Annotated in this window: 13 protein-coding genes; 8 read left to right on the top strand and 5 right to left on the bottom strand. The window is 67.0% G+C overall.

Annotated elements, in window-relative coordinates; all coding sequences use genetic code 11:
- Positions 1 to 12 precede the first annotated feature (12 nt).
- Entirely contained in the window at positions 13 to 1,056 is a 1,044-nt protein-coding gene (locus AC1RRR_RS11080; RefSeq protein WP_492813012.1) for a LacI family DNA-binding transcriptional regulator, read from the bottom strand.
- A 639-nt stretch (positions 1,057 to 1,695) separates the two neighbouring features.
- On the opposite strand from AC1RRR_RS11080, the gene AC1RRR_RS11075 reads away from it, so the two are divergent.
- From AC1RRR_RS11075 to AC1RRR_RS11065, 3 genes are all read left to right on the top strand, one after another.
- Positions 1,696 to 4,782: a TonB-dependent receptor gene (locus AC1RRR_RS11075; RefSeq protein ID WP_492813010.1), complete on the top strand. Its 3,087-nt coding sequence runs from the start codon at positions 1,696 to 1,698 to the stop codon at positions 4,780 to 4,782.
- Between the two features lie 141 nt (positions 4,783 to 4,923).
- Positions 4,924 to 6,444 carry a tryptophan halogenase family protein gene (locus AC1RRR_RS11070; protein WP_492813008.1) on the top strand — a complete coding sequence of 507 codons (1,521 nt, stop codon included), beginning with the start codon at positions 4,924 to 4,926 and terminating at the stop codon, positions 6,442 to 6,444.
- Positions 6,445 to 6,454: 10 nt separating this feature from the next.
- Entirely contained in the window at positions 6,455 to 8,002 is a 1,548-nt protein-coding gene (locus tag AC1RRR_RS11065) for a tryptophan halogenase family protein (protein ID WP_492813547.1), read from the top strand.
- Here the strand turns inward: AC1RRR_RS11065 and AC1RRR_RS11060 are convergent.
- Complete coding sequence (locus tag AC1RRR_RS11060) at positions 7,999 to 8,598, bottom strand: peptidylprolyl isomerase (RefSeq protein WP_492813006.1); 600 nt, start codon at positions 8,596 to 8,598, stop codon at positions 7,999 to 8,001. The two genes, AC1RRR_RS11065 and AC1RRR_RS11060, sit on opposite strands and share 4 nt — an antisense overlap.
- Before the next feature lie 29 nt (positions 8,599 to 8,627).
- Complete coding sequence (locus AC1RRR_RS11055; protein WP_492813004.1) at positions 8,628 to 11,318, bottom strand: AMP-binding protein; 2,691 nt, start codon at positions 11,316 to 11,318, stop codon at positions 8,628 to 8,630.
- Between the two features lie 196 nt (positions 11,319 to 11,514).
- Here AC1RRR_RS11055 and AC1RRR_RS11050 point away from each other — a divergent pair, with 196 nt between their 5' ends.
- From AC1RRR_RS11050 to ggt, 5 genes are all read left to right on the top strand, one after another.
- The gene (locus AC1RRR_RS11050) at positions 11,515 to 13,167 is read left to right on the top strand and encodes an MFS transporter (protein WP_492813002.1); all 1,653 of its coding nucleotides are present in this window, start codon (positions 11,515 to 11,517) and stop codon (positions 13,165 to 13,167) included.
- Positions 13,168 to 13,253: 86 nt separating this feature from the next.
- Positions 13,254 to 13,847 (top strand): RNA polymerase sigma factor, encoded by a 594-nt coding sequence (locus tag AC1RRR_RS11045; protein WP_492813000.1) that lies wholly within the window; start codon positions 13,254 to 13,256, stop codon positions 13,845 to 13,847.
- Positions 13,811 to 14,806 carry a FecR family protein gene (locus AC1RRR_RS11040; protein ID WP_492812998.1) on the top strand — a complete coding sequence of 332 codons (996 nt, stop codon included), beginning with the start codon at positions 13,811 to 13,813 and terminating at the stop codon, positions 14,804 to 14,806. Before AC1RRR_RS11045 ends, AC1RRR_RS11040 begins: the two co-directional genes overlap by 37 nt.
- Before the next feature lie 103 nt (positions 14,807 to 14,909).
- Positions 14,910 to 18,170: a TonB-dependent receptor domain-containing protein gene (locus tag AC1RRR_RS11035; protein ID WP_492812996.1), complete on the top strand. Its 3,261-nt coding sequence runs from the start codon at positions 14,910 to 14,912 to the stop codon at positions 18,168 to 18,170.
- Positions 18,171 to 18,229: 59 nt separating this feature from the next.
- Positions 18,230 to 19,966 (top strand): gamma-glutamyltransferase, encoded by a 1,737-nt coding sequence (gene ggt, locus AC1RRR_RS11030; RefSeq protein WP_492812994.1) that lies wholly within the window; start codon positions 18,230 to 18,232, stop codon positions 19,964 to 19,966.
- Positions 19,967 to 20,047: 81 nt separating this feature from the next.
- Here the strand turns inward: ggt and AC1RRR_RS11025 are convergent, their stop codons facing one another.
- The gene (locus AC1RRR_RS11025) at positions 20,048 to 22,831 is read right to left on the bottom strand and encodes a M14 family metallopeptidase (protein WP_492812992.1); all 2,784 of its coding nucleotides are present in this window, start codon (positions 22,829 to 22,831) and stop codon (positions 20,048 to 20,050) included.
- A gap of 182 nt (positions 22,832 to 23,013) precedes the next feature.
- Positions 23,014 to 25,800 (bottom strand): TonB-dependent receptor, encoded by a 2,787-nt coding sequence (locus AC1RRR_RS11020; protein WP_492812990.1) that lies wholly within the window; start codon positions 25,798 to 25,800, stop codon positions 23,014 to 23,016.
- Between the last annotated feature and the right edge of the window lie 55 nt (positions 25,801 to 25,855).

The raw sequence follows: 25,855 nt of genomic DNA, 5'->3' as shown, positions 1-25,855 counted from the left end.
TCGGGAAGGGGATTAGGGTCGTCTCCGAGGCGGCGGACCGTCTCGGGCGGGACCGGTGGACTCGCGCACCACCAGCGAGTGCTGCGCGAGGAAAGGGGTGTTGGTCTTGCCGGCGCCCTCGTTGGCGCTCCAGGCGGCGAAGGTCTGCATCGCGCGCAGGGCCATCTGGTCGAACGGCTGGCGAATGGTGGTCAGGGTCGGCCAGATGACGCCGGCGATCGGCGCATCGTCGAAGCCCACGACGGACAGGTCGTCGGGGATCCGCAGGCCTCGGCGCTGGGCCTCCATGCAGGTGGCGGCGGCCATGTCGTCATTGGCGGCGAAGATCGCGGTCGGCGGGTCCTCGATATCGAGGAGGGCCTTGGCCGCGTCGATGCCGGTCTTGAAGGTGAACTCGCCCTGCACGATCAGCTCGGGCGACGGACGCGGCAGGCCCCGGGCGGCATAGGCCTCGAAGAAGCCGTTGCGGCGGTGGGTGCTGGCGGCGTGGTCGGGGTGGCCGGCGATGTGGCCGATGCGGGTGTGGCCCAACGAGAACAGGTGCTCGACCACCTCGCGCGCGGCGGCGCGGTCGTCCATGCCGATGGCCGGGAAGTGCGGGTCGGGCGTGGTCGGCGTGATCATCACGCAGCGCACGTCCAGCTCGCGCATCAGCTCCTTCATGGGGCCAAAGTCGCACTCGGGCGGCAGCAGGATCATCTCGCGGATGCCGCTGTCGGTGACGAAGGCGCGGACGCGGTCGGCCCAGCCGGGGATGGGGCCTTCGGACAGGTCGACCGACAGGTGGCGGCCGGTCTCGACACAGGCCAGCAGCAGGGCGTGGTGGACGCGGGTGTGGTAGCCGCCCGACGGATCGCCCATCAGCACGCCCACCGAGCCGGAACCCTGCGAGCGCAGGCTGCGGGCCACGGCGCTGGGTTGGTAGCCCAGGTCGGACATGGCCATGCGGACGCGATCGCGCGTCTTGGCGCTGACACTGTCGTGATCGTTGAGAACGCGGGAGACGGTCTTGGGCGAAACGCCCGCCCGCTCGGCCACGTCGTTGATCGTCGTCATCGGTCCCCGTACCCGCTCTAACGCCAAGCTTCCCCGGCGCACCCCATCAGCCAATGGCGGCGCCCGCAAGGCGGCAAGCAACCAAACGAATAGTCCATGTTGTCCTGTCTGTCATGTCGTCAGGACAAAAATGGGTCAAAAAGAGTCGACTGACAGGACAAATTTAGGACATTTCACGGGGCAAATGCGCCAATTTCCTGGGTTGTGACATATCTGTTGTGCCCGTTTGCGTGACAGGGCGGCAATGTTGCGAAGTAACCGGTGTCTATTTGAAAAAGTCGAATGAAAACAATGTTCATGGTGTCTTCGATTTAACGGATGCAGCGGGAGTTGCGTTCTAAAGCTACGCCCAGGGTTGTGCTGCGACACCCCGAAAACCCTTGTCCCGCAGGAATGACAACGTTGACATTTTTGTTGACTTGGCCGGGACATCTGACGAATGTGACATCGTTCGATGAAGGCGCGGGGCTGGAATCGGATGAACGGGCGCCGGGGCCGCCGAGGGTTTTGGACAATCGCCAGACAGCGGTTGGACAAGGCCAGCAAAGCCTCAAACGTCTTTCGACAGCCGCCGTCAGAGCGGCGGCGCGAGAGGCGGGCAGGCGGCCAATAAGAACGACTTATTTTGGGGAGCGAGAATTGTCACAGGAAGCAAGGACAGCCGTGCTCAAGCGCGGCCTGACGTTGGCGCTTGTCGCCGGCGCATCACAGCTGGCCCTGGCCACCGGGGCCTTCGCCCAGGACGCCAACGCCAACGACGCGACGGTCGAGGAAATCGTCGTCACCGGCGTTCGCGGGTCTCAGATCAAATCGGTGGACGTCAAGCGCCGCGAGGCCTCGATCGTCGACGCCATCTCGGCGGAAGACATCGGCAAGCTGCCGGACGTCACCATCGCCGACTCGCTGCAGCGCATCTCGGGCGTCCAGATCCAGCGCGACGCCGGTGAAGGCAAGACCGTCAACATCCGCGGCCTGCGCCAGGTCATCACTCTGCTGAACGGCGAACAGTATCTCAGCGCCGGCAACATGGGCTCGGCCCAGCCGGACCTGCTGGACGTGCCGTCGCAGCTGATGAACCAGGTGCTGGTCTACAAGTCGACCAACCCGAACAACGCCCTGTCGGGCATCTCGGGCACCATCGACCTGCGCACCCGCCGTCCGTTCCAGTTCGGCGAAGGCCTGACCTTCACGGGCGCGGCCGAAGCCCAGCGCGGCGACCGCACCAAGAAGGACGACTACCTGCTGAACGGCGTCGTCAACTGGCGCAACGACCGGGTCGGCCTGATGGTCGGCGCGGCCGCCAGCAAGTCGAACCTGGGCAACAACTACTCGGGCACCGTCGGCCTGTCGGGCAACAACGATTGGGGCGGCGGCTTCTCGCAAAGCTACATCTCGCCCCACGGCTACGAGAGCTTCAACCGCGTGGTCGAGCGTAAGCGCCTCGGCATCAACGCCGCGTTCGAGGCCGACCTGGGCGAAGGCTTCACCCTGATCGCCGAGGGCTTCTACGCCAAGCTCGACGAATACAACCGCGCCGTCGGCATCAACATCTCCAACCGCTGGGACGGCGGCGCCTTCGGCACCTGGAACAAGCCGACCGTGTCGAGCCCGGTGGGCATCGGCAACTGGGTGGCCGTCGACGAGTACGACATCAACGCTTGGTGGGTGAACAGCTTCACCGTCAACCGCACGACCAAGTCCAAGACCAAGAACTTCAACCTGGGCCTGGACTACGACAACGGCGGTCCGTTCACCTTCGAAGCCCGCGCCATCCGCGCCGACGGCGATCGTCTCAGCATGAACGGCCAGGCCCAGGGCGACCTGAGTAACTGGCGCTATGCCGACGGCCGCTTCAACCTGTTCCGCGACCCGGCCGACCGCACGCGCGGCACGTTCTATCCGAAGGCGATCTGCGACAAGTTCGCCGCCTCGCGTCGCACGAACGCCGTCACCGGCAGCGCCGGCGGCTGCTATCTGGATCCGAACCCGCAGGGTTACGGCGCTAACCCGCAGCTGCACTACAACATCAGCGGCGATCACCCGGTGTGGAGCGGCTTCGACCGTCCGCTGGCCGGCGGCCTGGGCGCGGGTAAGTCCCTCAAGGACTACATGGCGAACAAGGACAGCTACGCCATCGGCGCCTTCTCGTCGGAAGGCAACAACGAAGTCAATTCGGACATGAACGTGTTCCGCGCTGACGGTCACTACAAGTTCGACGACAAGCTGCTGGGCTTCATCACCAAGGTCGACGCGGGCGTTCGCCAGAGCAAGCGCACGGTCGAGGTCGAGCAGTTCCACCTGTTCTCGGGCTTCTACGGCGGCACGCCGGGCGCGGTGCAGGCCAACGGCTCGCCCGTTCCGGCCGGCGGCTGCGAGGCCCAGTGGAAGGCCATCGACGTCGTCATGAACCAGAACCAGTGCCAGGCGGGCGAGTTCGTGCCCGATCCGGTCACGGGCAAGCCGGTCTTCCAGGGCTATACGGTCAATGCGCCGACCGGCCTGTCGACCTATAACAACGTGCAGTGGGTCGACGACCTGGGCGGCATCACCAGCGGCATCCCCGGCTTCTGGGCCATCGATCCGCACGACTTCGACGACGCGGAAGCCTTCCACAAGAAGGTGTTCGGCGGCGCCATCCGCGTGCAGGTCCCCGGCCAGACCTACGACGTCCGCCTGAACGAGCAGAGCGCCTATGGCGTGATGAACTTCGAGGCTGGCGGCCTGTCGGGTAACTTCGGCCTGCGCGTCATCGAGACCGAACTGACCGTCAAGCAGAACCTGACCGGCGACACCCGCAACTACGGCGACACCAACGCCGACGCGGGCGACCAGGTCACCCGTCGCAAGTACACCGACTGGCTGCCCTCGCTGAACGCCAGCTACGACTTCAACGACAAGCTGAAGTTCCGCTTCGCCTACTCCAAGACGATGCAGCCGCTCGACCTGGGCAACTACGGCGGCGGTCTGAAGATCAACACCGCCGACTGCGGCGCGGCCCTGCCGAACGTCCGCTGCGTCACCAGCGCGGAATCGTCGGGCAACCCGATGCTGAACCCGTGGCGGTCGACGAACTTCGACGGCGCCATCGAGTACTATGTCGGCCGCGCCTCGATGTTCAACATCTCTGCCTTCAAGCTGAAGATCGACAGCTTCGTCACCAACGGCGTCACCACCGGCCGCTTCCCCGACCAGGACGGCGTCATCCGCCGCACGGTCAATGTCACCCTGCCGATCCAAGGCGACGGTGGCTCGGTGAAGGGCGTCGAAGTGGGCGCCAAGCTGGCGGTCAGCGACTTCATCGACAATGCCGGCTTCTTCTCGAACTTCGGTGTGGACACCAACTACACCTACTCGCCGAGCAACGAGTCGCGCACCGGTCTGGACGGCGAAGAGCTGCCCTTCCAGGACAACTCCAAGCACCAGTTCAACCTGATCGGCTGGTACCAGAACGACAAGCTGCAGGCGCGCGTCGCCTACAACTATCGTACGGACCGCCTGGCCGAGGTGATGAGCAACAACATCCCGATCTACCAGGACAGCACGGGCTATGTGGACGTGAACGTCAGCTACAACGTTCGCGACAACATCACCGTCTACTTCAACGGTTCGAACGTGACCGGCGAGATCGAGGATTACTACGCTCGCTTCGCCAAGGGTAAGACCCAGTACATCCGCCAGAACGAGTTCGAGCCCCGCTACACGCTGGGTGTCCGCGCTCGCTGGTAATAGCCACCCTCTAACCTCCTGCGGCCGCCGTGGAATCCCCACGGCGGCTTTCTTTTTTTGAGAGCCCAGCTGTCCGGCTCACGCGCGAGCCGATAGCCTGGAGCCCAACCGGACAAAGAGCCGGGAGTCGGGAGTAAGGCGATGCAGGACAAGCGTATCCGCAAGCTGGTGATCGTGGGCGGGGGCACCGCCGGGTGGATGGCGGCCGCGGCGCTGCGGCGGCACTTCCAGGGCGGCCCGATCGAGATCACCCTGGTCGAAAGCTCCGAGATCGGCACGATCGGCGTGGGCGAGGCGACCATCCCCACCATCCGCGGTTTCTACCAGCAGCTGGGCCTGACCGACATCGAGGTGATGCGGGCCACGGGCGCGACCTGCAAGTTGGGCATCCGCTTCAACGACTGGGTCCGCGAGGGCCAGTCGTTCATCCATCCGTTCGGCCTGTTCGGTCAGGACCTGCGGGGGATCAGCTTCCATCACTATTGGCGCAAGCTGGCCCAGGCCGGCGAGCCGACCGACATCGCCGACTACTCGCTGGGCGCCTCGCTGGCGGCGGCGGGCAAGTTCATGGCCCCGTCGCGCAACCCGCCCTCGACCCTGTCGATCTTCGACTGGGCCCTGCATTTCGACGCGGCCCTGTTCGCCCAGCTGATGCGCCGGGTGGCCGAGGACAACGGCGTGCGCCGCATCGACGCCAAGATCACCAAGGTCAATCTGCGCCCCGAGGACGGCCACGTCGTCTCGCTGGACCTGCACACCGGCGAGACGGTGGAGGGCGAGCTCTTCATCGACTGCTCGGGCTTCCGGGGCCTGCTGATCGAGGAGGCCCTCCAGACCGGCTACGAGCACTGGAACGACGTGCTGCTGTGCGACCGCGCCTATGCGGTGCAGAGCGAAGGCGTCGGTGACCCAATGCCCTACACCGACGTCACCGCCCAAAGCGCCGGCTGGCGCTGGCGCATTCCGCTGCAGCACCGCTACGGCAACGGCTATGTCTATTCCTCGCGCCACATCAGCGACGAGGACGCCCTGGCTGAGCTGAAGGCGGCGATCCCCGATCCGCTGCTGCACGAACCCCGCCAGATCCGCTTCAACCCCGGTCGCCGCAAGCAGGTCTGGAACAAGAACGTCATCGCCCTGGGCCTGGCGTCCGGCTTCCTGGAGCCGCTGGAGAGCACCTCGATCGCCCTGATCGAGACCGGCATCGAGAAGATCAAGATGCTGTTCCCGGACAAGGACTTCGCCCCAGCGCTGGTCGATGAATTCAACGACTGGTCCAAACGCGAGATGGAGCGCGTGCGCGACTTCATCATCCTGCACTATTGGGCCAACAAGCGGGGTGACACGGCCTTCTGGCGCGACTGCAACGCCGTGACCTTGCCCGAGACCTTGCAGCACAAGGTCGACCTTTTCACCCAGCGTGGCCACTTCATCCGCTACCGCTGGGAGATGTTCCAGCCGGCCAGCTGGATGGCGATCTATGCCGGCTTCGAGCTCTTGCCTGACATGGTCGATCCAGCCCTGGACGGCATCGATCCGGCGACGCTCAGCGCCCCGCTGGCCGAGATGCGCAAGGCCATCCGCGAGGTGGTCGCCGCCGCCCCGCCGCACGGCGCTTTCCTCGACCAGTACTGCCGCCCGGCTCCGATGGCCGCGCAATAGGACCATGACGATGAATACCAACCCCAACGCCATCAAGAAGATCGTCATCGTCGGCGGCGGCTCGGCCGGCTGGATCTCGGCGGCGATGCTCAGCCACTATTTCAACGACGGCGGTTGTGAGGTCGAGCTGATCGAGTCCGAGGAGATCGGCACCATCGGCGTGGGCGAGTCGACCATCCCGCCGTTCCTGCAATTGATCTCCAGCTTAGGCATCGACGAGCGCGAGTTCATCCAGGCCACCCAGGCCAGTTTCAAGCTGGGCATCCGCTTCGAGGACTGGAAGTGCAAGGACGAGCACTACTACCACCCGTTCGGCGCCATCGGCGGCCAGATCGGCGCGCACGAGTTCTACCAGTGCTGGCTGCGGGCCAAGGCCAACGGCCACCCTTCGGGCCTGCAGGACTTCGCGCCCGGCACGGTGATGGCCGACCAGTGGAAGTTCATGCTGCCGTTCAAGGCCCAGCGCACCCTGATCGCCGGGGCCGGCTACGCCCTGCATATCGACGCGCGGCTGGTGGCCAAGTTCCTGCGCGACTTCGCCGAGGCGCGCGGCGTCAAGCGCACCGAGGGCATCGTCACCGACGTGGTCACGCGCCCCGACGGCGGGGTGGCCAAGGTGATCATGAAGAACGGCCACGAGGTCGAGGGCGACCTCTTTATCGACTGCTCGGGCTTCCGCGCCCTGCTGATCGGCAAGACCCTGGACGTGCCGTTCGTCGACTGGTCGGACGTGCTGCTGTGCGACCGCGCCGTGGTCGTCCAGACCGAGAACGTCGGCCCGCCGCACCCCTACACCCTGTCCAAGGCCGAGGACGCCGGCTGGCGCTGGCGCATCCCGCTGCAGCACCGCGCCGGCAACGGCTACGTGTTCAGCTCAAAGCACCTCAGCGACGACGAGGCCCGCGACACGCTGGTTCGCAATGTCGAGGGCCAGATGCTGATGAACCCCATGTTCATCGCCTTCAAGACCGGCATGCGCCAGCGCCCGTGGGAGAAGAATGTGGTCGCCGTGGGCCTGGCCGGAGGGTTCATCGAGCCGCTGGAATCGACGGCGCTGCACCTGATCTATCGCGGCATGGACTACCTGCTGCGGTTCTTCCCCGACCGCGACTTCGCCCCCTCGCTGGCGGCCGAGTACAATCGCCGGGTGACCGCCGACTACGAGGAGATCCGCGACTTTATCGTGCTGCACTACTGCACGACCCAGCGCGAGGACACGCCGTTCTGGAAGGCGGTGCGCGAGGCTCCGGTCCCCGAGACCCTCAAGACCCGCATCGAGCTCTTCAAGGCCCACGCCGTGCTGCGTGAGGGCGTCGACGAGATGTTCCGCAACCCGTCCTGGCAGTCGGTGATGGAAGGCATGGGCGTGCGGCCCGACCGCTACCAGCAGTTGGTCGACACCGTGCCCTACGAGGTGATCCGCCAGACCCTGGACCAGTCCAAGCCGATGCTGGCCGCCCAGGTCGCGGGTTTGCCCGGCCACGGCGAGTTCCTGGCCCAGAACTGTCCAGCGCCGCCGCCGGAAGCCGTGGCGGCGCCGTTCAAGACGGTGGCCTAGAGCCGCTTCACCGAGATGATCTTCACCGGCGGGTTCAGGATCTGGCCCTTCATCGACGGCACATTGGTCGGGCCGTCGGTGCGGCCAGACAGGATCTTCTTCACGACGTCCATGCCCGAGACGACATAGCCGAACACCGCATAGCCCTGGGCCGCGTCGGACTTGCCCGGCTTGGCGTCCAGATAGGGCTGCGGGCTGGCGCAGATGAAGAAGTCGGCGGTGGCCGAGCCCGGCGCGTCGCGGCCCATCGAGATGGCGCCGGTCTTGTGCTTCAGGCCCGTCTTCAGCGTGCTCTCGTGGGCGATCGGCGGGGCGCGGCGGGAATAGGGCTTGGGCTGGCCCTGGATCGAGCCGGCGCCCGGCGCGCCTTTGGCCCGGTTGGCGCGGAAGAACTGCCCGCCGTCGAAACGATGCCGATCCGTATAGGCCAGGAAGTTGGCTGCCGTGATCGGGGCCTTCTTGTCCTCCAGCTCGACGACGATCGTCCCCTTGTCGGTCTCGATGGCGACACGCGGCTTGCCGGCGGCGAAGACGGGCGAGGCGGCCAGCAGGGCGAGGGCGGCGCCGACGATGGCGCGGCGGACGATCTGGGTCATGGAGTCCTTCCGAGTTTCGGAGGCGGACCCTAGCCGATGGCCGGCGCCCGCGTGAAGAGCCGGCGGGGATGCAGGAGGCCCGGCAACGACGGGAGCAGCTTCATCGCGAAGTTCCAGCAGCTCCAGGCCACGACGCCGGCGATGATGGCGCCGGCCCAGGCGAAGACCAGCGAGGCGTCGGTCACCCGCGTCCACACGCCCATCACCTTGAAGTGCAGCAGGTAGATGAACAGCGACGCTCCGGCGATCATGTAGACCGGCTTGGACAGCAGGCGCGGCCACGGGATCTTGGGCACGAAGAGGACCAGCGCCGCGATCGGGGCCAGCACGGCCGCGTCGCCGATCGTGTAGAACGGCGAGCTGGCGATGGCGTAGGCGGCCGCGGCGATCGTGAAGGCGATGCGCCCCTTGCCCTTCAGCAGACCGGCGAGCGCCGCCAGGGCGAAGGTCGCCATGTGGGTGGTCGGGGCGTGCTTGAACACCGACATCATGTCCAGCGGCGCGCGGCCGAAGTCGGGCACGAAGAAGAACGGCAGGATGAAGCGGCCCAGGAGGCCCACGGTCAGGACGGTGATCGCCGTCGCCAGGGCGGGCTTGGCCACCTTCAGCACCCGGTCCAGCAGCCAGAACACCGCGCCGTACAGCAGGATGACGTGGAAGGTGCAGTGGATGTACCACATCACCGGATCGTGGCCGCCATAGGCGTTGGGGCCGTCGGCGGGCAGGCCGCGATAGTCGAGGAAGTCGGTGTAGAGCAGCAGGCTCGACAGCCGCACCGGGTCGTGGGTGACGAGCTTGAGGACGGTGTTGGCCAGTTCGTAGGCGAACAGCGGCAGCAGCAGGCCCTTCAGCAGCCGGCCCATGGGCTTGAGGGAGCGCTGATGGTCCATCTCGTTCAGCTGCAGCGTGCCGAAGATGTAGCCCGAGACGAACAGCAGGGCGCTGGTGGCGCTGCCGCCGGTGAAGATCAGCTGGAAGTGGCTGGCGACCACGCCGCAGATGGCGACGGCGCGCAGCAGGATGGCGCTCTCGATCCAGCCGAAGAGGCCTCTCTTTGTCGCTTCGCCGCCGCTGGCAGCGGCCAGCTCGGCGAGGGTCATGGTGGTCCAGCTCTCGGGGACCTGGCCCAGGGCCTCTTCCAGCGACAGATAGGCGGTGACGTAGGACAGGCTGTCGCCGCCCAGGGTGGCGAAGCTGTCGTCGATCCCGACCTCGCGGGCGAACAGGTCGCTCCAGTCGGCGACCAGGGTCTTCTCCAGCGGGCTGGTCGCGGCGCGGGTCGGCGCGGCGGCGGGTTTGGCCTGAGCCTGGGCGATCAGCGCCTGGCGGTCGACCTTGCCGTTGGGCAGCAGGGGCAGGGCGGGCAGGACCAGGATGGTGTCCGGGACCATGTAGTCGGGCAGGCCGGCGACTAGGCGCGTGCGCAGGGCCTCGGGATTCAGGGACAGCTCGCCGTTCAGCGGCTGCACGAACAAAGCCAGGCGCGCGGTGTCGGCGCCGATGTTCAGGGTCACGGCCTGGGAAACGTATGGAGCCCGCAACGCAGCTGCGGTGACCTCGGCCATCTCGACGCGGTAGCCGCGGATCTTGACCTGGTCGTCGCGGCGGCCCCGGATCATCACCGCGCCGTCGGCGCGACGCTCGCCTAGGTCGCCGGTGTCGTAGGTCTGCGGGCTGGGCGGGGCGGGCGGCGGCAGACGGCCGTCGAGCACCGGACCAAGGGTCAGGAACGACGAGCGGATGACGATGGCGCCGTCCTCTTGCGCCTCGACCTCGAAGCCGTCGGTGCTGCGGCCGATCGGCAGGCGCTCTTCACCGTCGGCGTGGCGCGGCACGCGGTAGAAGGCGGCGGCCTGGGGCGTCTCGGTCGCGCCGTAGAAATTGACGCTTTCGACCTCGGGCGCGATGGCGCTCACCGCGTCGACCAAGCTGCGGCGCAGCACGTCGCCGCCCCAGAAGACGTAGCGCAGATCGGGTAGGGCCGGCGCCTTGCCGGCTGTCAGCAGCTGGCCCAGCGGCGGGGTCATGTGGGCGGCGGTCGGGCGCACCTGCGCAAACCACGTCGCCAAACCGCCAGGGGCGGTGAGCGTCGCTTGATCCGGAATGTGCAGGGACGCGCCCAGGCTCAGCGGCGTGAAGACGTCACGCAGCACCGGATCGTGCGACAGGCCCGACAGCAGGGTGAAGCGGTCCGGCGCGCCCAGGTCGAAGGTGCGCGCCTGCCAGCCGACGAAATTGACCAGCGGCCGATGCGAGACCGCCACGCACTTGGGCTCGCCGGTGCTGCCGGAGGTGAACAGCAGATAGGCCGGGGCGTCGGGATCGACCGTCGGCAGGACGGCGTCCGTGGCCTCGGCGGTCAGAGACACCGGCAGACGCGGCAGGCCCGAAAGATCCTCCGGCGCGGGGCCGGCTTCCAGCAGCAGGCCCGGGCGGCAGATGTCGAGCATCCTCCGCAGGCGGGGCAGGGGATAGGCCAGGTCCAGCACCACGAACGGCGCGCCGGCGCGGGCGCAGGCCAGCATCGCCACGACCAGCCGCGGGCCGCGCGTGGCGAGAATCCCGGTTAGCACGCCCGGCGTCAGCTGCGCCGCCAAGGCGCGCGACAGGCTCTCCAACGCGCCATAGGTGAGCTCGCCCTTCGCATGGGACAGGGCGACGAAATCCGGCGTAGCGCGGGCCTGGGCTTCGAACCGGCTGTGGATCAGGGACGCGGGCATCGGGCGGCGCTATGTTGCGGAAGGTTGCCGGATGTTGCCGCTGCGACCTTAAGAACCCGTTCCGCCCAGGAAACCAGCGTTCTTCAAAACGTGGTAGCGCTACCGGAAATCCTCGGTCTATGAATCCCGTTCTGTGAGTTAGGCTTTAAGCGACCGGCGGAAAAAGCACGGCGCATCGAGGGAAGGGACAAGCGTAATGGGGGCTGACAGCCAAGCCGCGCCCGCTAAAGGGCGCGACGCGCTGGTGATCGGGGCGTCGTCCCTGGGCACAGTGTTCGAGTGGTACGACTTCTATCTCTACGGCTCGCTGGCCGCGATCATCACCAATCACTTCTTCTCGGGCGTCAACGAGACGACCGGCTTCATCCTGGCCCTGCTGGCGTTCGCCGCCGGTTTCGCGATCCGGCCGCTGGGCGCGGTGATCTTCGGACGCCTGGGCGACATCTGGGGCCGCAAGAACACCTTCCTGATCACCATGCTGCTGATGGGCGTCTCGACCTTCGTGGTCGGCCTGCTGCCGTCCTACGCCCAGATCGGCGTGGCCGCGCCGATCGCCCTGGTGGTGATGCGCCTGGTCCAGGGCCTGGCCCTGGGCGGCGAGTACGGCGGCGCCGCGACCTACGTCGCCGAGCACGCCCCGCCCGGCAAGCGCGGCTTCTACACCAGCTGGATCCAGACCACGGCGACCGTGGGCCTGTTCCTGTCGCTGGCCGTGATCCTGGTCACCCGCACCCAGCTGGGCGAGGAGCAGTTCAAGGCCTGGGGCTGGCGCATCCCATTCCTGGTCTCGATGCTGCTGCTGGGCGTGTCCCTCTGGATCCGCCTGAAGCTGCATGAGAGCCCGACCTTCCAGAAGATGATCGCCGAGGGGAAGGGCACCAAGAAGCCGCTCGCCGAAGCCTTCGGCAACTGGAAGAACCTGAAGATCGTCCTGCTGTCGCTGGTCGGCCTGACCATGGGCCAGGCGGTGGTCTGGTACACCGGCCAGTTCTACGCCCTGTTCTTCCTGGAAAAGACGCTGAAGCTGGACGGGGCCCACGCCAACACGCTGGTGGCGATCGCCCTGCTGATCGGCACGCCGTTCTTCGTGATCTTCGGCTGGCTATCGGACAAGATCGGCCGCAAGCCGATCATCATCCTGGGCTGCCTGCTGGCGGCGGCGACCTATTTCCCGATCTTCAAGGGCATCACCACCTACGCCAATCCGGCCCTGGCCCATGCCGAGGCCTCGTCCCCGGTGGTGGTGTCGGCCGATCCGGCCACCTGCGCCTTCCAGTTCGACCTGATCGGCAAGGCCAAGTTCAACACGCCCTGCGATGTGGCCAAGGCCTATCTGGCCAAGGCAGGCGTCAGCTACAGCGTCCACGCCGGTTCGGCCGGCTCGCCGACCTCGGTGCAGGTGGGCGCGGTGAACCTGGAAGGCTTCGATGCCAAGGGGGCGACGGGCAAGGCCTTCGCCGACGCCCGCAAGGCCTGGGAAGCCGATCTGGGCGACCAGCTCAAGGCCGCCGGCTATCCGGCCAAGGCCGACCCGGCCAAGGTCGACAAGCCCAAGGTCATCGGCCTGCTGGCCCTGCTGGTGATCTATGTGACCATGGTCTACGGCCCGATCGCGGCCATGCTGGTCGAGCTGTTCCCGACCCGGATCCGCTACACGGCCATGTCGCTGCCGTACCATATCGGCAACGGCTGGTTCGGCGGTTTCCTGCCAACCACGGCCTTCGCGATCGTGGCGGCGACCGGAAACATCTACTCGGGCCTCTGGTATCCGGTGATCATTGCCGGGGTGACCGCTATCATCGGTGGGCTGTTCCTCAAGGACACCCGCAACAACGTGATCGACGATTAGGCAGTCGGGCGAACAACCCGGCGGCCGCGTCGCCGCCGGGTTGCCATCCGTCGTTCGATGGGCTTGGCTGCTCCTTAAGGGGAGCGTTGATGACGCAAGACGACGAACACAGGCGCGCCTGGTTCCGGCGGGAGATCCTGCCTTTGGAGCCGGACCTGCTGGCCTATGCGCGGCAGTTCTGCCGTGACGGGCAGACCGATCCCGAGGACCTGGTCCACGAGACCTTCGCCCGCGCCATCGCCTGCAAAACCTGGCGGGAGATCGGAAATCCCGCCGGCTTCGCCACCCGCATCCTGCGCAACTGCGCCCTGGACGCCTTGCGCCGCCGCAAGGTGCTGACCATCACCGCCGTCGCCGACTTCGACCGGATCGAACCGATCGACGAGACGCCCGGCGCCCACATGATGCTCGAATCACGTGAAGAGCTTCGCGCCCTGGCCGACGCGATCGCCGAACTTCCGACGCAATGCCGCCGCGTCTTCACGTTGAGAAAAGTTTATAGTCTCTCGCCGGACGAGATAGCGGTTCGGTTGGGGCTGTCCGTCTCTACTGTAGAGAAGCACTTGGTGAAGGGCCTTCGGTACTGTTCCGAGAAGCTGGGACGTCGTATCGGGCGCAAGAATAAGGTCGACGAAGGACGCTCATGGAGCGCGAGACGGGATCACGACGCGAAACGGTGAGGCAGGCGGCCGCCCTCTGGGTGGTCCGGCTTGACGATCCTTCGTGCTCGGCCGCCGACCGCGCCGCCTTCGAGGCCTGGCGCGACGAAAGCCACGAGAACGAAGCCGCCTTTGAACGCGAGGCCGCCGCCTGGGCGCGCCTAGACCGCCTGCGCGCCATGCGTCCGGGTATGGAGCGGCCTGATCGTGACCTGCTGGCCCCCGAGCGCCGCCTGACCCTGCCGAAGTTCAGCCGCTCGCCGTGGGCGCGGGGCATGGCCGCCGTCGCCCTGGCCGCGGTGGTCGGCGCGGGCGTCATGACCTTCGGCTCCGGCACCGCCTACGCCACCGCCATCGGCGAGCGCCGGGTGGTCGTGCTCAGCGACAACAGCCGCATCGAGCTCAACACCGATAGCAAGGTCGTGGTCCGCTACCGCAAGGGCGTGCGCGAAGTGAAGCTGCTGCGCGGCGAGGCGGTGTTCGAGGCCGCCCGAGACTCGCGGCCCTTCCTGATCAAGGCCGCCGACGCGGTGATGCAGGCCGACGCCGGAGCCGAGATGGCCGTGCGCCTGCGCTCGGACGGCGCGGCCGTGACCGTCAAGCGCGGCGCTGTCGCCCTGGATCCGGAGCCCACCGAGCGCAAGGACGAGGTGCGCCTGACGGCCGGCGTCGCGGCGATCTACAGCTCGGCGGGCCACCGCTCGCGCGTGGTGTCCGACAGCGAGATCGACCGGGCCCTGGCCTGGCGTCAGGGCGCCATCGCCCTGAACGGCCAGTCGCTGGAGCAGGCGGTGGCCGAGTTCAACCGCTACAATCGCCAGCAGATCAGCATCGCCGACCCGTCGATCTCGGGCCTGCGCCTGGCCGGCTACTTCCAGACGACCGAGCCCAAGAGCTTCGTCACCGCCGTGACCAGCACGTTTCCGGTGCGCGCCTCCGAAGACAGCGACGGCGGTATTCGGCTGTCGCGCCGGGGTTAAAAAGTTCGCGTCCTGATGGCGGAAGTTTGAGCCATCATCGTCGGTGATGGTGAAGGCGCCTTCCCATGGGGATGGATGGCGCCCCGAGGGGTTACCAATAGAGATGTCGATCGACACCCGCCGCCGCGCTGTCCGCGGATTCCTGATGGCGTCCGCCGCCGTCCTGGTCCTGGCAGGTCCGACGCTGGCCCAGGAGGCGCGTCACAGCTTCAACATCCCGGCTGGCGACGCGGTGACCGCGCTGCAGGCCTTCGCCAGGCAGTCGGGCAAGCAGGTGCTGTTCCCGTTCGAGGCCGCCAGCGGCAAGCGCACCCCGGCGGTGAGCGGCGACGTGGCCGACGCCGAAGCCCTGGCCAAGCTGGCCAAGGCCGCCGGCCTGGTCGTCGCCTCGGACGACGGCAAGACCATCACGCTGCGCCAGGCCCCGGTTGAATCCTCCCCCCAGTTCCAGAGCGCGGGGGCCGGCGCGACGAATGAAGAGCCCCAGATCGTCGAAGCCGTCATCGTGGTCGGCTCGCAGATCGAAGGCGCCCGCACGACGGAGGCCCTGCCGGTCACGGTGGTCGGCGAGAACGACATCATCGCCACGGGCGCGGTGTCGGGCGACGAGCTGTTCCGCGCCATCCCGCAAGCCGGCGACGTGCAGTTCCAGGAAGCCCGCACCACCGGCAACCTGAACGACGCGCGCGGCGACGTGGCCTCGCTGAACCTGCGCAGCCTGGGCACCGGCAACACCCTGGCCCTGCTGAACGGCCGTCGCGCCGTGCTGGCGCCGGGCAGCCAGACCGAGAACCTGGTGCCGGTCCAGACCGTCAACACCAACGCGTTCCCCGTCGCGGGCGTCAAGCGCATCGAAGTCCTGCGCGACGGCGCCGCGGCCATCTACGGCACCGACGCGGTGGCGGGCGTGGTCAACACCGTGCTCGACACCAAGTTCCGGGGCCTGAAGATCGAGACCCAGATCGGCGGCTCGGAAGGCACGGGCTATCGCGAAGGCTCGTTCAACGTGAAGGCCGGCACGCGGCTGAAGGACGGCACGCGCCTGACCTTCTTTGGCAACTACACCGGCCGCAGCCGCCTGATGGCGACCGAGCGCGACTACGCCGCCAGCGAGGATCACCGCTGGCAGATCGCGAACACCCCGTGGGCGGACAACACCACCTTCGACAGCCGCTCGACCTCCAGCCCCTGGGGCTCGTTCACGCTGATCCCGTCGACCACGACGGTGCGCCAGGGGACGACCGCGCTGACGACCTCGGGCGTGTTCCACATCGAGCCGGTCAGCAACACCGCCGCCGGCTGCTCCAGCACCGTCCTGACCGGCAGCCTCTGCATCAAGTCGGGCACCATCACCGGCACGACCGACCGGGTGCTGCGCTACGACGAGAACCCCGACCGCACCCTGCGCGGCGGCGTCGAGCGGACCAACTTCTTCTCGACCGTCGAGCACGACTTCGGCGACGTCACCGCCTATGGCGAGGCGGGCTACTACCACGCCCTGTTCACCGGCAGCCGCGAGCAGTCGGCCCCGCTGACGACCGCCCCGATCACCATCGCGGCCAACGCCTACTGGAACCCCTTCGGACCGGTCGGCAGCCCCAATCGCCTGGCCAACCTGACCGGCGTGCCGACCGGCGGCGTGGCGATGAACATCACTACCTATCGCGTGGTCGACACCGGCCCGCGCACCTACACGGTGACCGACGACAGCTACCGCCTGCTGGGCGGGCTGAAGGGCTCGTGGAACGGCTGGAAGTGGGATTCGGCGCTGCTGTATTCCAAGGCCCGCACCAAGGACATGACGCACAATGCGATCAGCAACACCCTGTTCCAGCAGGCCCTGAACCGCACCGACGCCACGGCCTACAACCCGTTCAACGGCGGCAGCCTGGACAACTATTCGATCGGCGACGCCACGCCGAACGACCGCGCCACGATCAATTCGTTCCTGGTCAACGTCTATCGGATCAGCGAGACCTCGCTGGCCCTGGCCGACTTCAAGGTCTCCAAGAAGGACCTATTCCGCCTGCCGGGCGGCGACGTCGGCATGGCCGCCGGCGTCGAGTGGCGCCGCGAGACCTATGACGACGACCGCGACGACCGCCTGGACGGCAAGATCAAGTACACCAACAGCGTCACCGGCGTGACCTACGGCACCGACGTGCTGGGCGCCTCGGGTTCGCCGGACGTGCACGGCAGCCGCTCGGTCAAGTCGGCCTTCTTCGAGCTGGCCGTGCCGATCATCTCGCCCGAGATGAACATCCCGCTGGTCGAGGAAGTCAGCCTGCAGATCGCCGCCCGCGGCGAGGACTATTCGGACTTCGGCAGCGTCTATAAGCCCAGGGGCGCCATCTACTGGAAGGTCGGTCAGGGCTTGGCCCTGCGCGGCTCGGTCTCGCAGAGTTTCCGCGCGCCGAACCTGCCGCAGTTCTACAGCGACGGCGCGACCGTCTCGAACAGCCGCATCGACTACGGCGCCTGCCGGATCAACAACACGACCTGCACCAGCGTCAGCACCATCGAGTCGCGCAGCGGCAACAAGGACCTGCAGCCGGAGCAGGCCGACAACGCCACGGTCGGCTTCGTCTATCAGCCGACCTTCATCCCGCGTTCGTTCGGCAAGCTGACCCTGACGACCGACTTCTGGTCGATCCGCGAGAAGGGCGTCATCGGCGTGGTCGGCGGCTACAACGCCATCGCGCTGGACTACTATCTGCGCCTGCACGGCTCGTCGAACCCGAACGTCGTGCGCGACGCGCCGGTCGGCGGGGTCGCGGTCGGTAACATCGCCTACGTCAACGACACCTATCAGAACCTGCAGCCGCGCATGGTGCAGGGCGTCGACTTCAGCCTGGACTACGACCTGGACGACACCCCGTGGGGCGACTTCGGTTTCTCGGTCAACGTCGCCAAGCTGCTGAAGTACGACCAGGCGCCCAGCCCGGTGGAGTCGCTGCTCCAGGCCGCTGTCGCCGCCGGCGAGCTGCCAGGCCTGACGATCTCGTCGGCCGGCAACCAGATCAAGATGGATGGCTTCCCCGAGTTCCGCGGCACGGCCAACCTGACCTGGCGCTACAACGGCTGGGGCGCGGGCGCCTTCGTGCAGTATGTCGGCGAGGTCTATGACACTGGTCCGGCCCAGGTGAACGGCCAATACTTCCCGGTGAAGGACTGGACCACGGTCAGCCTGTACGGCCAGTACGCCTTCAAGGACGGGATCTTCGACGGCTCGACCATTCGCATCGGTGCGCGCAACGTGTTCGACAAGGACCCGCCGATCGCCTCGTCGAACTTCGGCTACCTGGGCGCGCTGCACAACGCCACGGGCCGCTACTGGTACATGAACCTGAGCAAGAAGTTCTAGGACATCCCCCAGCGGGGCGGCTCTCCGGAGTCGCCCCGCTTTCGCGTGCGAGGCTCGCCTTGAAACCCTTCCGCCTGCTGACGACGGCCGCCTCGGTGCTGGCCCTGCTGCTCACGCCGATCGCCGCGACGCCGGCCTTCGCCCAGAAGAAGCAGCTGCTGGAATATCCCAGCATCCACTCGCCGGTGGTGGGCGAGAAGGGCATGGTCGTCAGCCAGAACGCCATCGCCACCAAGGTCGGCGTCGAGATCCTGCGCCAGGGCGGCAACGCCGTGGACGCGGCGGTCGCCACCGCCTTCGCCCTGGCCGTGACCCTGCCGCGCGCCGGCAATATCGGCGGCGACGGCTTCATGATGGTCCACATCGCCAAGACGGGCGAGACGATCTTCATCGACTATCGCGGCGTCGCCCCCAAGGCCGCACAGCTCGAGACCTTCGTCGACGACAAGGGCAAGGAGATCGACGAGGTCGCCTCCAAGGGCTACCGCGCCTCGACCGTGCCGGGCACCGTCGCGGGCCTCTACATGGCCCACCAGAAGTACGGCAAGCTGCCGTGGAAGGCGCTGGTCGAGCCGGCCTTCAAGCTGGCTCATGACGGCGTGGTGCTGTCCCCCGACGAGGCCTTCGTGTTCAGCTGGGGCAAGCAGCGCCTGTCCGAGAGCGAGGCGGGCAAGAGCGCCTTCTACAAGCCCGGCGGCCAGCTCTATCGCGCCGGCGAGACCCTGAAGCAGCCGGACCTCGCCTGGTCCCTGCGCCAGATCGCCGACAAGGGCGCCGACGCTTTCTACAAGGGCGAGATCGCCCAGCGCTTCGCCGCCGACATGAAGGCCCATGGCGGCCTGATCACCGCCGAGGACCTGGCCGCCTACAAGCCCGCCATCCGCCAGCCGCTGACCGGGACCTATCGCGGCCTGACGGTGATGACCTCACCGCCCGCCAGCGCCGGCGGGGCGACCTTGCTGGAGATGCTGAACATCCTGGAGACCTTCGACCTGAAGGCCTCGGGACCCACCTCGGCCAAGACCCTGCACCTCGAGGCCGAGGCCATGAAGCTGGCCTATGCCGACCGCTCCAAGTTCCTGGGCGACACCGACTTCGTGAAGGTCCCACTGCAGGGCTTCACGTCGAAAGCCTACGGGATCGAGCGCGCCAAGCTGATCAATCCCGACAAGGCCACGCCGGCCAAGGAGCTGGGCGCCGGCGATCCCTGGGCGTTCGAGAGCCACAACACCACCCACTTCTCGGTGGCCGACGCCGAGGGCAATGCGGTGTCCAACACCTTCACCCTGGGGGCGGACTTCGGCTCGGGCGTGATGGTGGCCGGCGCGGGTTTCGTGCTGAACAACCAGATGAACAACTACTCGCACACGGCCGCGTACTGGGCGAAGAAGACCGGCAAGGCGCCGCCGCCCAACGCCCTGGCGCCCGGCAAGCGCGTGCTGTCGACCATGATGCCGACCATGCTCTTCAAGGACGGCAAGCCGTGGCTGATCACCGGCACGCCGGGCGGCAGCACGATCATCGACACGGTGCTGCAGGTCATCGTCAACACGGTGGACTTCAAGCTGAACGTCGCCGAGGCCACGCACCAGCCGCGCATCTTCCAGGACGCCACCGATACCTTGCGCGTCGAGCCGAACTTTAATCCCGACACGGTGGCCCTGCTGAAGGGCATGGGCCACCCCATAACCTCGGACGAGACCATGGGCTCCGCCCAGTCGATCATGATCGACAATGGCCTCTATCTGGGCGGCGCGGATCCGCGTCGACCCGGCGCCGAGGCGATCGCGCCCTAGAGGTCGATCCTCCCACCGGAGAGATCTCGAAGGACACGATCCATCGGCGCCGAGGCTGCCCCCTCGGCGCCGATTTTCGTTCTACTTCTGGCTCACCGCCGGCCCGTACAGCAGCCCGTTGAACAGGAACTTGAACGTTCCCCAGGACTGGGCCCGCTGGGTGATCTCGGGTCCGAAGACGAAGACCTTGCCCTTGCCGATGTCGATGTCGAGCATGGCGGTCGAGCCCTTCAGCTTGTCCTGGCCGACGGCCCAGCCGCTGCGCAGGGGCTTGTCGGTGTCGAACCAGGCCACGCGCGAGACGCCCTTCACGTCGGGCTTCACGGTGAAGGCCGGGCTGCGGTCGAAGAAGACGTCGACGTCGCTACCCGCGCCATAGGCCAGGGGCTGTTTCGGGTCGACCTTGGCGCGCAGCACCGAGCCGGGGATGTAGAGCTCGCGGTTGGTCAGGGCCTTGAGCTTGCCGTCCTCCAGCTTGGCGGTGGCGACCTCGACCGGCGCGCCCAGGGCCGTGGCCAGGCGGGTCGAGGCGCCGATGGCCACCACCGTGCCGCCGCCCTTCACGAAGTCGGCGATCTGCGGAAGGGTCTTCTCGTCGGTCACGCGGCCCAGCCAGGCGCGGTACTCGGCCGGGATCTCTTCCGGCTTGGGCTGGGTCGAGGGGCGGCCGGCCTTGAACGGGCCGTCGGCCGGGGCGGGGACCACGCCGTCGGGGAAGACCAGCACGTCATAGTCCTTGGCGATGTCGCCGGCGTCCAGGCGCTGCGGATAGACCACCTGGAAGGGCGCCTCGAACTTCTCGAACATCCAGCGGTTCCAGCCCGAGGGCATCGAGCCGCCATAGACGTCCACCAGGCCGATGCGGACCGGCTTGAGGGCGATGGTCGCGCCCGAGGGCTTGGCGCCGACGGCATAGGCGTCGATGCCCAGATCCTTCACGCCGGCCGCGATCACCGCCTTGGCGGCGGGCGAGGCGGGCACCCAGATGGCGCCGGGACCAAATGCGGTCTTGCCGGCCTTAGCGCCGTCCTTGACCCAGAACACCGGCGCGCCGGCCTTCAAGAGGCGGTTGGTCAGGGTGAAGCTGCCATTGGTCTCGTGGCTGACCAGCCAGCCCGCGCCGCCCGAACCCTTCACCGCGCCCGGCGCGACCGTGATCAGGTCAGGGACGCGGGTCGTGGGAGCCTCGAAGCCGTCCAGGATGCGATCGAACTTGATCCCCATCTGGTAGGCCAGGGTGTAGCCGGTGACGTCGTACGGCGCCTTGGGCGGGCCGCCCGGATATTCCAGGTCGTGCGGGTGGTCCTGCGGCTCGAACATGTCCAGCACGTGCGGGCGATAGGCCTGGGCCGTGCGCACGACGTAGGAGCCGGCGGGATAGGTCTTGCCCGCGATCACGAAGGGCTTGGACGCCTTGTCGACATCGACGCCGGTCTTGATCAGGGCGTTCAGGAAGGCGACCACGGTCGGCATGTCCGCTTGGTCGGCGGGAATGACATAGGCGCGGGCGTCGCGGCTCTCGGGGGTCTGGATCACCGACTTGTACAGCGTCGGATCGACCGCCTGGCCGAACGGGCCGGGCTTGCCCTTGCCGGCGGCCGTCAGCTCGTCGACCTTGGTCGGGGTCATGGTCCAGCTGTCCTTGCCGCCGCGCTGGATGCTGTTGTCGCCCATCTTCCAGATGTTGAAGAGCAGGCGCTCCCTGTTGCGCGAGGCGTAGTCGATCACCGCGCGGTTCATGGTCCACTGGTAGTCCAGCGAGTCCTGCAGACGCCATTCACGCGGCGCGATGGGGGCTGGGCGGTCGTTGCTGGGCAGCTGCAGTTCGGGCACCAGATTGACCGTCGTCGGGGTCGGGCCGCCGATGATCTCGGTCAGCAGGCCGATCGCGTTGTGGAAGTAGGCGACGGACCGCTCCATGCCGTTGTGCCAGGTGGAGTAGGGGGCGGCGCTGCGGGCGCCCGAGCCCTGCTTGTCCTCGGCCACCAGGCGGCTGTGCATGGCCATGCCGACCTCTTGCAGCTCGGTCATGACCAGGGGGTCGTAGTTGAAGTTGAACGGGTCGCGGAACGGCGGGACGAACACCACCATGCCGTTGGGGCCGGTCTGGTGCTGGTTGTAGACGATCTGCGGATACCACTCGCGGAACAGCTGCTTGTTGACGTTGGTGGTCTCGGCCATGGCCGACATGAAGCTGTCGCGGTTGTTATCGTGGCCGATGTACTTGTGGTACAGGCGCGGCAGCGAGTTGAACTCGCGCTTCTTCGGATCCTGGTTGCGCATGTACCAGTCCGCGATCATCTCCAGACCGTCCGGATTGTCCTGCGCGAACAAGATGATGCAGTCGTCCAGCATCCGCATCGTCTCGGGATCGGTCTGGGTCAGCATGCGGTACAGGACCTGGATCTGACCCTGGGTGGTGATGGTCTCGTTGGCGTGCAGGCCAGCATCGATCCAGACCACGGCCTTGCCCTGGGCGGCCAGCTTTTGCGCCTCGTCCTTGGAGACGCCCTCGGCCTTGGCCAGCTTGCGGGCGATGGCCTTGTAGTCGTCCAGCTTGGCCAGGTTGGCCGGCGAGGAGACGATCGCCATCCACTGGGTGCGGCCTTCCTCGGTCTTGCCGATGTCGACCAGCTTCATGCGGTCGGACTGGCCCGCCAGGGTCTTCAGATAAGCCTCATAGGCGGTGTAGTCGGCCAGGAAGTAGTCGCTGCCGACCGGTTGCGCGAAGGCCTTCTCCGGGGGCGTGATATCGGCGGCGATCGCGCCGCTCAGTCCGCTGAAAGCCAGCAACACGCCCAAGGCCGCACCGGCCATCGCTCCGCTACGCGTCATTTCCAACCCCGTAAGCCTCGGCGGACGCATCGACGCGTCAGCTCCTCCCTAGACTGACGTAAGCTGAGAGCGTTTCCGCACCTGCGGCAACGGCCGGATCAGCCCATTTTTTCGAGTCCCAAAGCAAAAGGGGCCGCCCTCGCGGGCGGCCCCTTCCATCTCATCGGACCATACTCACGCGGTCCGTACGCGAGATAGCTCTCGCTTGGCGCCTAGTACTTCAGGCGAACGCCAACGCGGAAGTAGCGACCCACGGCGCCCGACTGCGAGTAGGTCGGGTTCCAGTTCACCGCGGCGTAGTTGGCCGGGTTGAACATCGGGCCGACGTCGAACAGGTTCAGCACGTCGGCATAGACCGTGGTGTGGTCGTTGACGTCGTAGCCGCCGGTCAGATCGACGCTGATGAAGTCCTTCGTATGACACTTGAAGTCGGCCGTGCCGTAGAGGCAGCTCTGGTCGCCGACATAGCTTTCGTCGATCGAGCGCAGGCCGCTGACATAGTTCAGGGTGCCCGTGGTGGTGAACGGACCGCGCGTGAAGGTGTTGCTCCACGAAGCGCGGTACTTCGGCGTGCCGGCGCCCGACGACAGCACATACGGCGCCTGCTTGCCGACGTAGTTATACGTCGTGCCGCCTTGCGTGTACTTGAAGTCGAACAGGACGGTGGCGTCCAGGTTGCTGGTCCACTTGATGTCGGCCGGCAGGTACATCGTGTTCTGGACGTTCAGGTCCATGCCGCTGGTCCGCAGGGAGTCAGCGTTGATGTACGGCGAGGCCACCGACAGGATGCGGGGCAGGGCGTTCGGCGCGTCCGGATCCGGCAGGTCGGCGATGACCGTGTAGCCGGCCGGGATGGCTTCGCCGGCGTAGTAGGCGGCGATGGCGTCACCCGACGAGGCTTGCGCGATCACGTCGTTCTTCTTGATGTGATAGTAGTCCAGCGAGATGCTGAACGAGCGCGTGGGGGCCCACACGGCGCCGAAGGTGTAGCTGGTCGACTTCTCCGGCTTCAGGTCCGGGTTGGCCACGGTGATGTTCGAGAGCGAGTAGGTCTTGGTGTACTCGCTGCCGCCGTGGGCCGCGACGAAGTCGGGGTAGTTCGCGAACGAGAAGTTCGTGAAGCCCTGGCTGGCCGAGTCGCCCGATTCCGAGAACGACGGGGCGCGGAAGCCCTTCGAGACGGTGGCGCGCAGGGCGACCGTCCGGATGGGCGTGTACTTCACGCCGATCTTCGGGGACAGGTTGCCGCCGAAGTCCGAATAGTGGTCGTAGCGACCCGAGACGTTGACTTCGAGGTTGTCCAGGACCGGCAGGCCCAGTTCGGCGAAGGCCGAGGCGACGGTGCGGTTGCCGATGGTGCGGGCGTTGCCCAGGCCTTGGGCGTCGTTGACCGGGTTCAGGGCCGGGTCGTTGACGGCTTCGTAGCGGAACTCGCCGCCGATACCCAGCTGGGCGGGGCCGCCCGGCAGGGTGAAGACGTCGCGCGAGGCCTGGAAGTTGACCGAGTCCAGGTCGCTGGTCGAGGTCTTGGCCAGGGCCGGGGCCAGGGCGTCACGGACGGCTTGGCTGTTCTTCGACGGGTCGACGAAGTTGTACGTGCCGTTCTTCACGGCATCGATCAGCGCGTTGTAGCTGATGAAGCCGTTGTTGACGCTTTCCAGCCAGCCGTGGGCGATCACGACGTTGGCGCGGTAGTTCCAGTCGGCCGCCGAGCCTTCCACGCCGCCCGTCAGGCGCAGCATGCGGTTGGTGTAGTTGGCCGTGTTGGCGATGTCGCTGAAGCGATAGCGGATCAGCGCGTCATAGCCTTGCGCCGCGAACGGGTTGTTCGGGTTCAGCTGGCCGTTCGACAGCAGGGCCGGCAGGACGATGTTCGACAGGTTGTGCGGGGTCGACGACGAAATCGTGCGCGGGGCGCCGGTGGTCGAGGTCTTGGACTGCACGAAGCTGGCCGCCAGGTAGGCCTGGAAGTTGTCGTTCGGCTTCACCGTGAAGCGACCGTACGTGCCGATGCGCTCCTGCTTGGGCTGGACGTCGCCGAACAGGCCGGTGTTCTGGGCGCAGTACGTGCCGCCGGCCGAGGTGGTCAGCGGGGAGTCGCTGGCGCAGGTGCGCAGCGGCTGCCACAGCTCGCCGTCAACCGCGAGGCCGGTCGAGATGTCGCCCGGCGTGCCCATCGTGGCGCGCTTGATCTGGCCGTAGAAGGTGCTGCCGCCAGCGCCCGGGTTGTCGTTCGTGCCGCCCGGGATGCCCGACAGGTCGAACGTGTTGTACGGATAGCCGCGCTGGTCGATGCGGATGCGCTTGTCCAGCTGGTACTCGACGTCGAAATAGACGTTGAACTTGTCGGTGTTCAGGTCGCCGTAGCCGACGTCGCCGTTGAAGCGATACTGGTCGCCGCCACCGTGCTGCGAGGTGCCGACCGACAGGTCAGCGCCCATGCCCTGGTAGTTCGACTTCATGATGATGTTGACCACGCCGCCGATGGCGTCGGCGCCGTACAGCGACGAGGCGCCGTCCTTCAGGGTCTCGATGCGCTCGACCGCGTTGAACGGGATCGAGTTCAGGTCGACGAAGCTGCGTTGGCCGTCGTCGGCCAGCGGGTACGACGCGTTGCGCAGGCCGTCGACCAGGACCAGGGTCGAGTTGACCGTCAGGCCGCGCAGGGCGACGCCGGTCGAGCCGGCGGCGAAGCCGTTGCCGAAGGCGGCCGGGACCGAGCCCGAGTTGTCGGCCGACAGGCTGCGGATGGCGTCGGCCACCGTGGTGATGCCTTGGGCCTTCAGCGACTCTTGAGTCTGGACGGTCACCGGCGACGGGGTCGCGGTGTCGGTGCGGCGCAGCAGCGAGCCGGTGACGACGACGGCCTCGACCGAGTTGTCGTCTTGAGCAGCCGGAGCAGCGGCGGTCTGAGCGTTCGCGGCGAAACCGGCCAGGGTGGCCACGCCGACGATCATCGAGGTGGCGAGCAACCGACCCCGGGTAAGCTGATACTTCATTGTCGATCCTTCCGGGCCGCCCTCGCCAGCGCGAACGCCGACGTCCTTACAGCCC

The organism is Caulobacter sp. GW821-FHT12D05, from assembly GCF_058807295.1.
The sequence above is the reverse complement of the archived record's forward strand: the minus strand, read 5'-3'. Positions and strand labels throughout refer to the sequence as shown.

What these genes read in the sequence shown, in the direction of transcription:
- AC1RRR_RS11080 (WP_492813012.1), bottom strand. Translation starts at nt 1,056, where the DNA reads ATGACGACGATCAACGACGTGGCCGAGCGGGCGGGCGTTTCGCCCAAG.
- AC1RRR_RS11070 (WP_492813008.1), top strand. Translation starts at nt 4,924, where the DNA reads ATGCAGGACAAGCGTATCCGCAAGCTGGTGATCGTGGGCGGGGGCACC.
- AC1RRR_RS11065 (WP_492813547.1), top strand. Translation starts at nt 6,455, where the DNA reads ATGAATACCAACCCCAACGCCATCAAGAAGATCGTCATCGTCGGCGGC.
- AC1RRR_RS11060 (WP_492813006.1), bottom strand. Translation starts at nt 8,598, where the DNA reads ATGACCCAGATCGTCCGCCGCGCCATCGTCGGCGCCGCCCTCGCCCTG.
- AC1RRR_RS11055 (WP_492813004.1), bottom strand. Translation starts at nt 11,318, where the DNA reads ATGCCCGCGTCCCTGATCCACAGCCGGTTCGAAGCCCAGGCCCGCGCT.
- AC1RRR_RS11050 (WP_492813002.1), top strand. Translation starts at nt 11,515, where the DNA reads ATGGGGGCTGACAGCCAAGCCGCGCCCGCTAAAGGGCGCGACGCGCTG.
- AC1RRR_RS11040 (WP_492812998.1), top strand. Translation starts at nt 13,811, where the DNA reads ATGGAGCGCGAGACGGGATCACGACGCGAAACGGTGAGGCAGGCGGCC.
- AC1RRR_RS11035 (WP_492812996.1), top strand. Translation starts at nt 14,910, where the DNA reads ATGTCGATCGACACCCGCCGCCGCGCTGTCCGCGGATTCCTGATGGCG.
- AC1RRR_RS11025 (WP_492812992.1), bottom strand. Translation starts at nt 22,831, where the DNA reads ATGCGTCCGCCGAGGCTTACGGGGTTGGAAATGACGCGTAGCGGAGCG.
- AC1RRR_RS11020 (WP_492812990.1), bottom strand. Translation starts at nt 25,800, where the DNA reads ATGAAGTATCAGCTTACCCGGGGTCGGTTGCTCGCCACCTCGATGATC.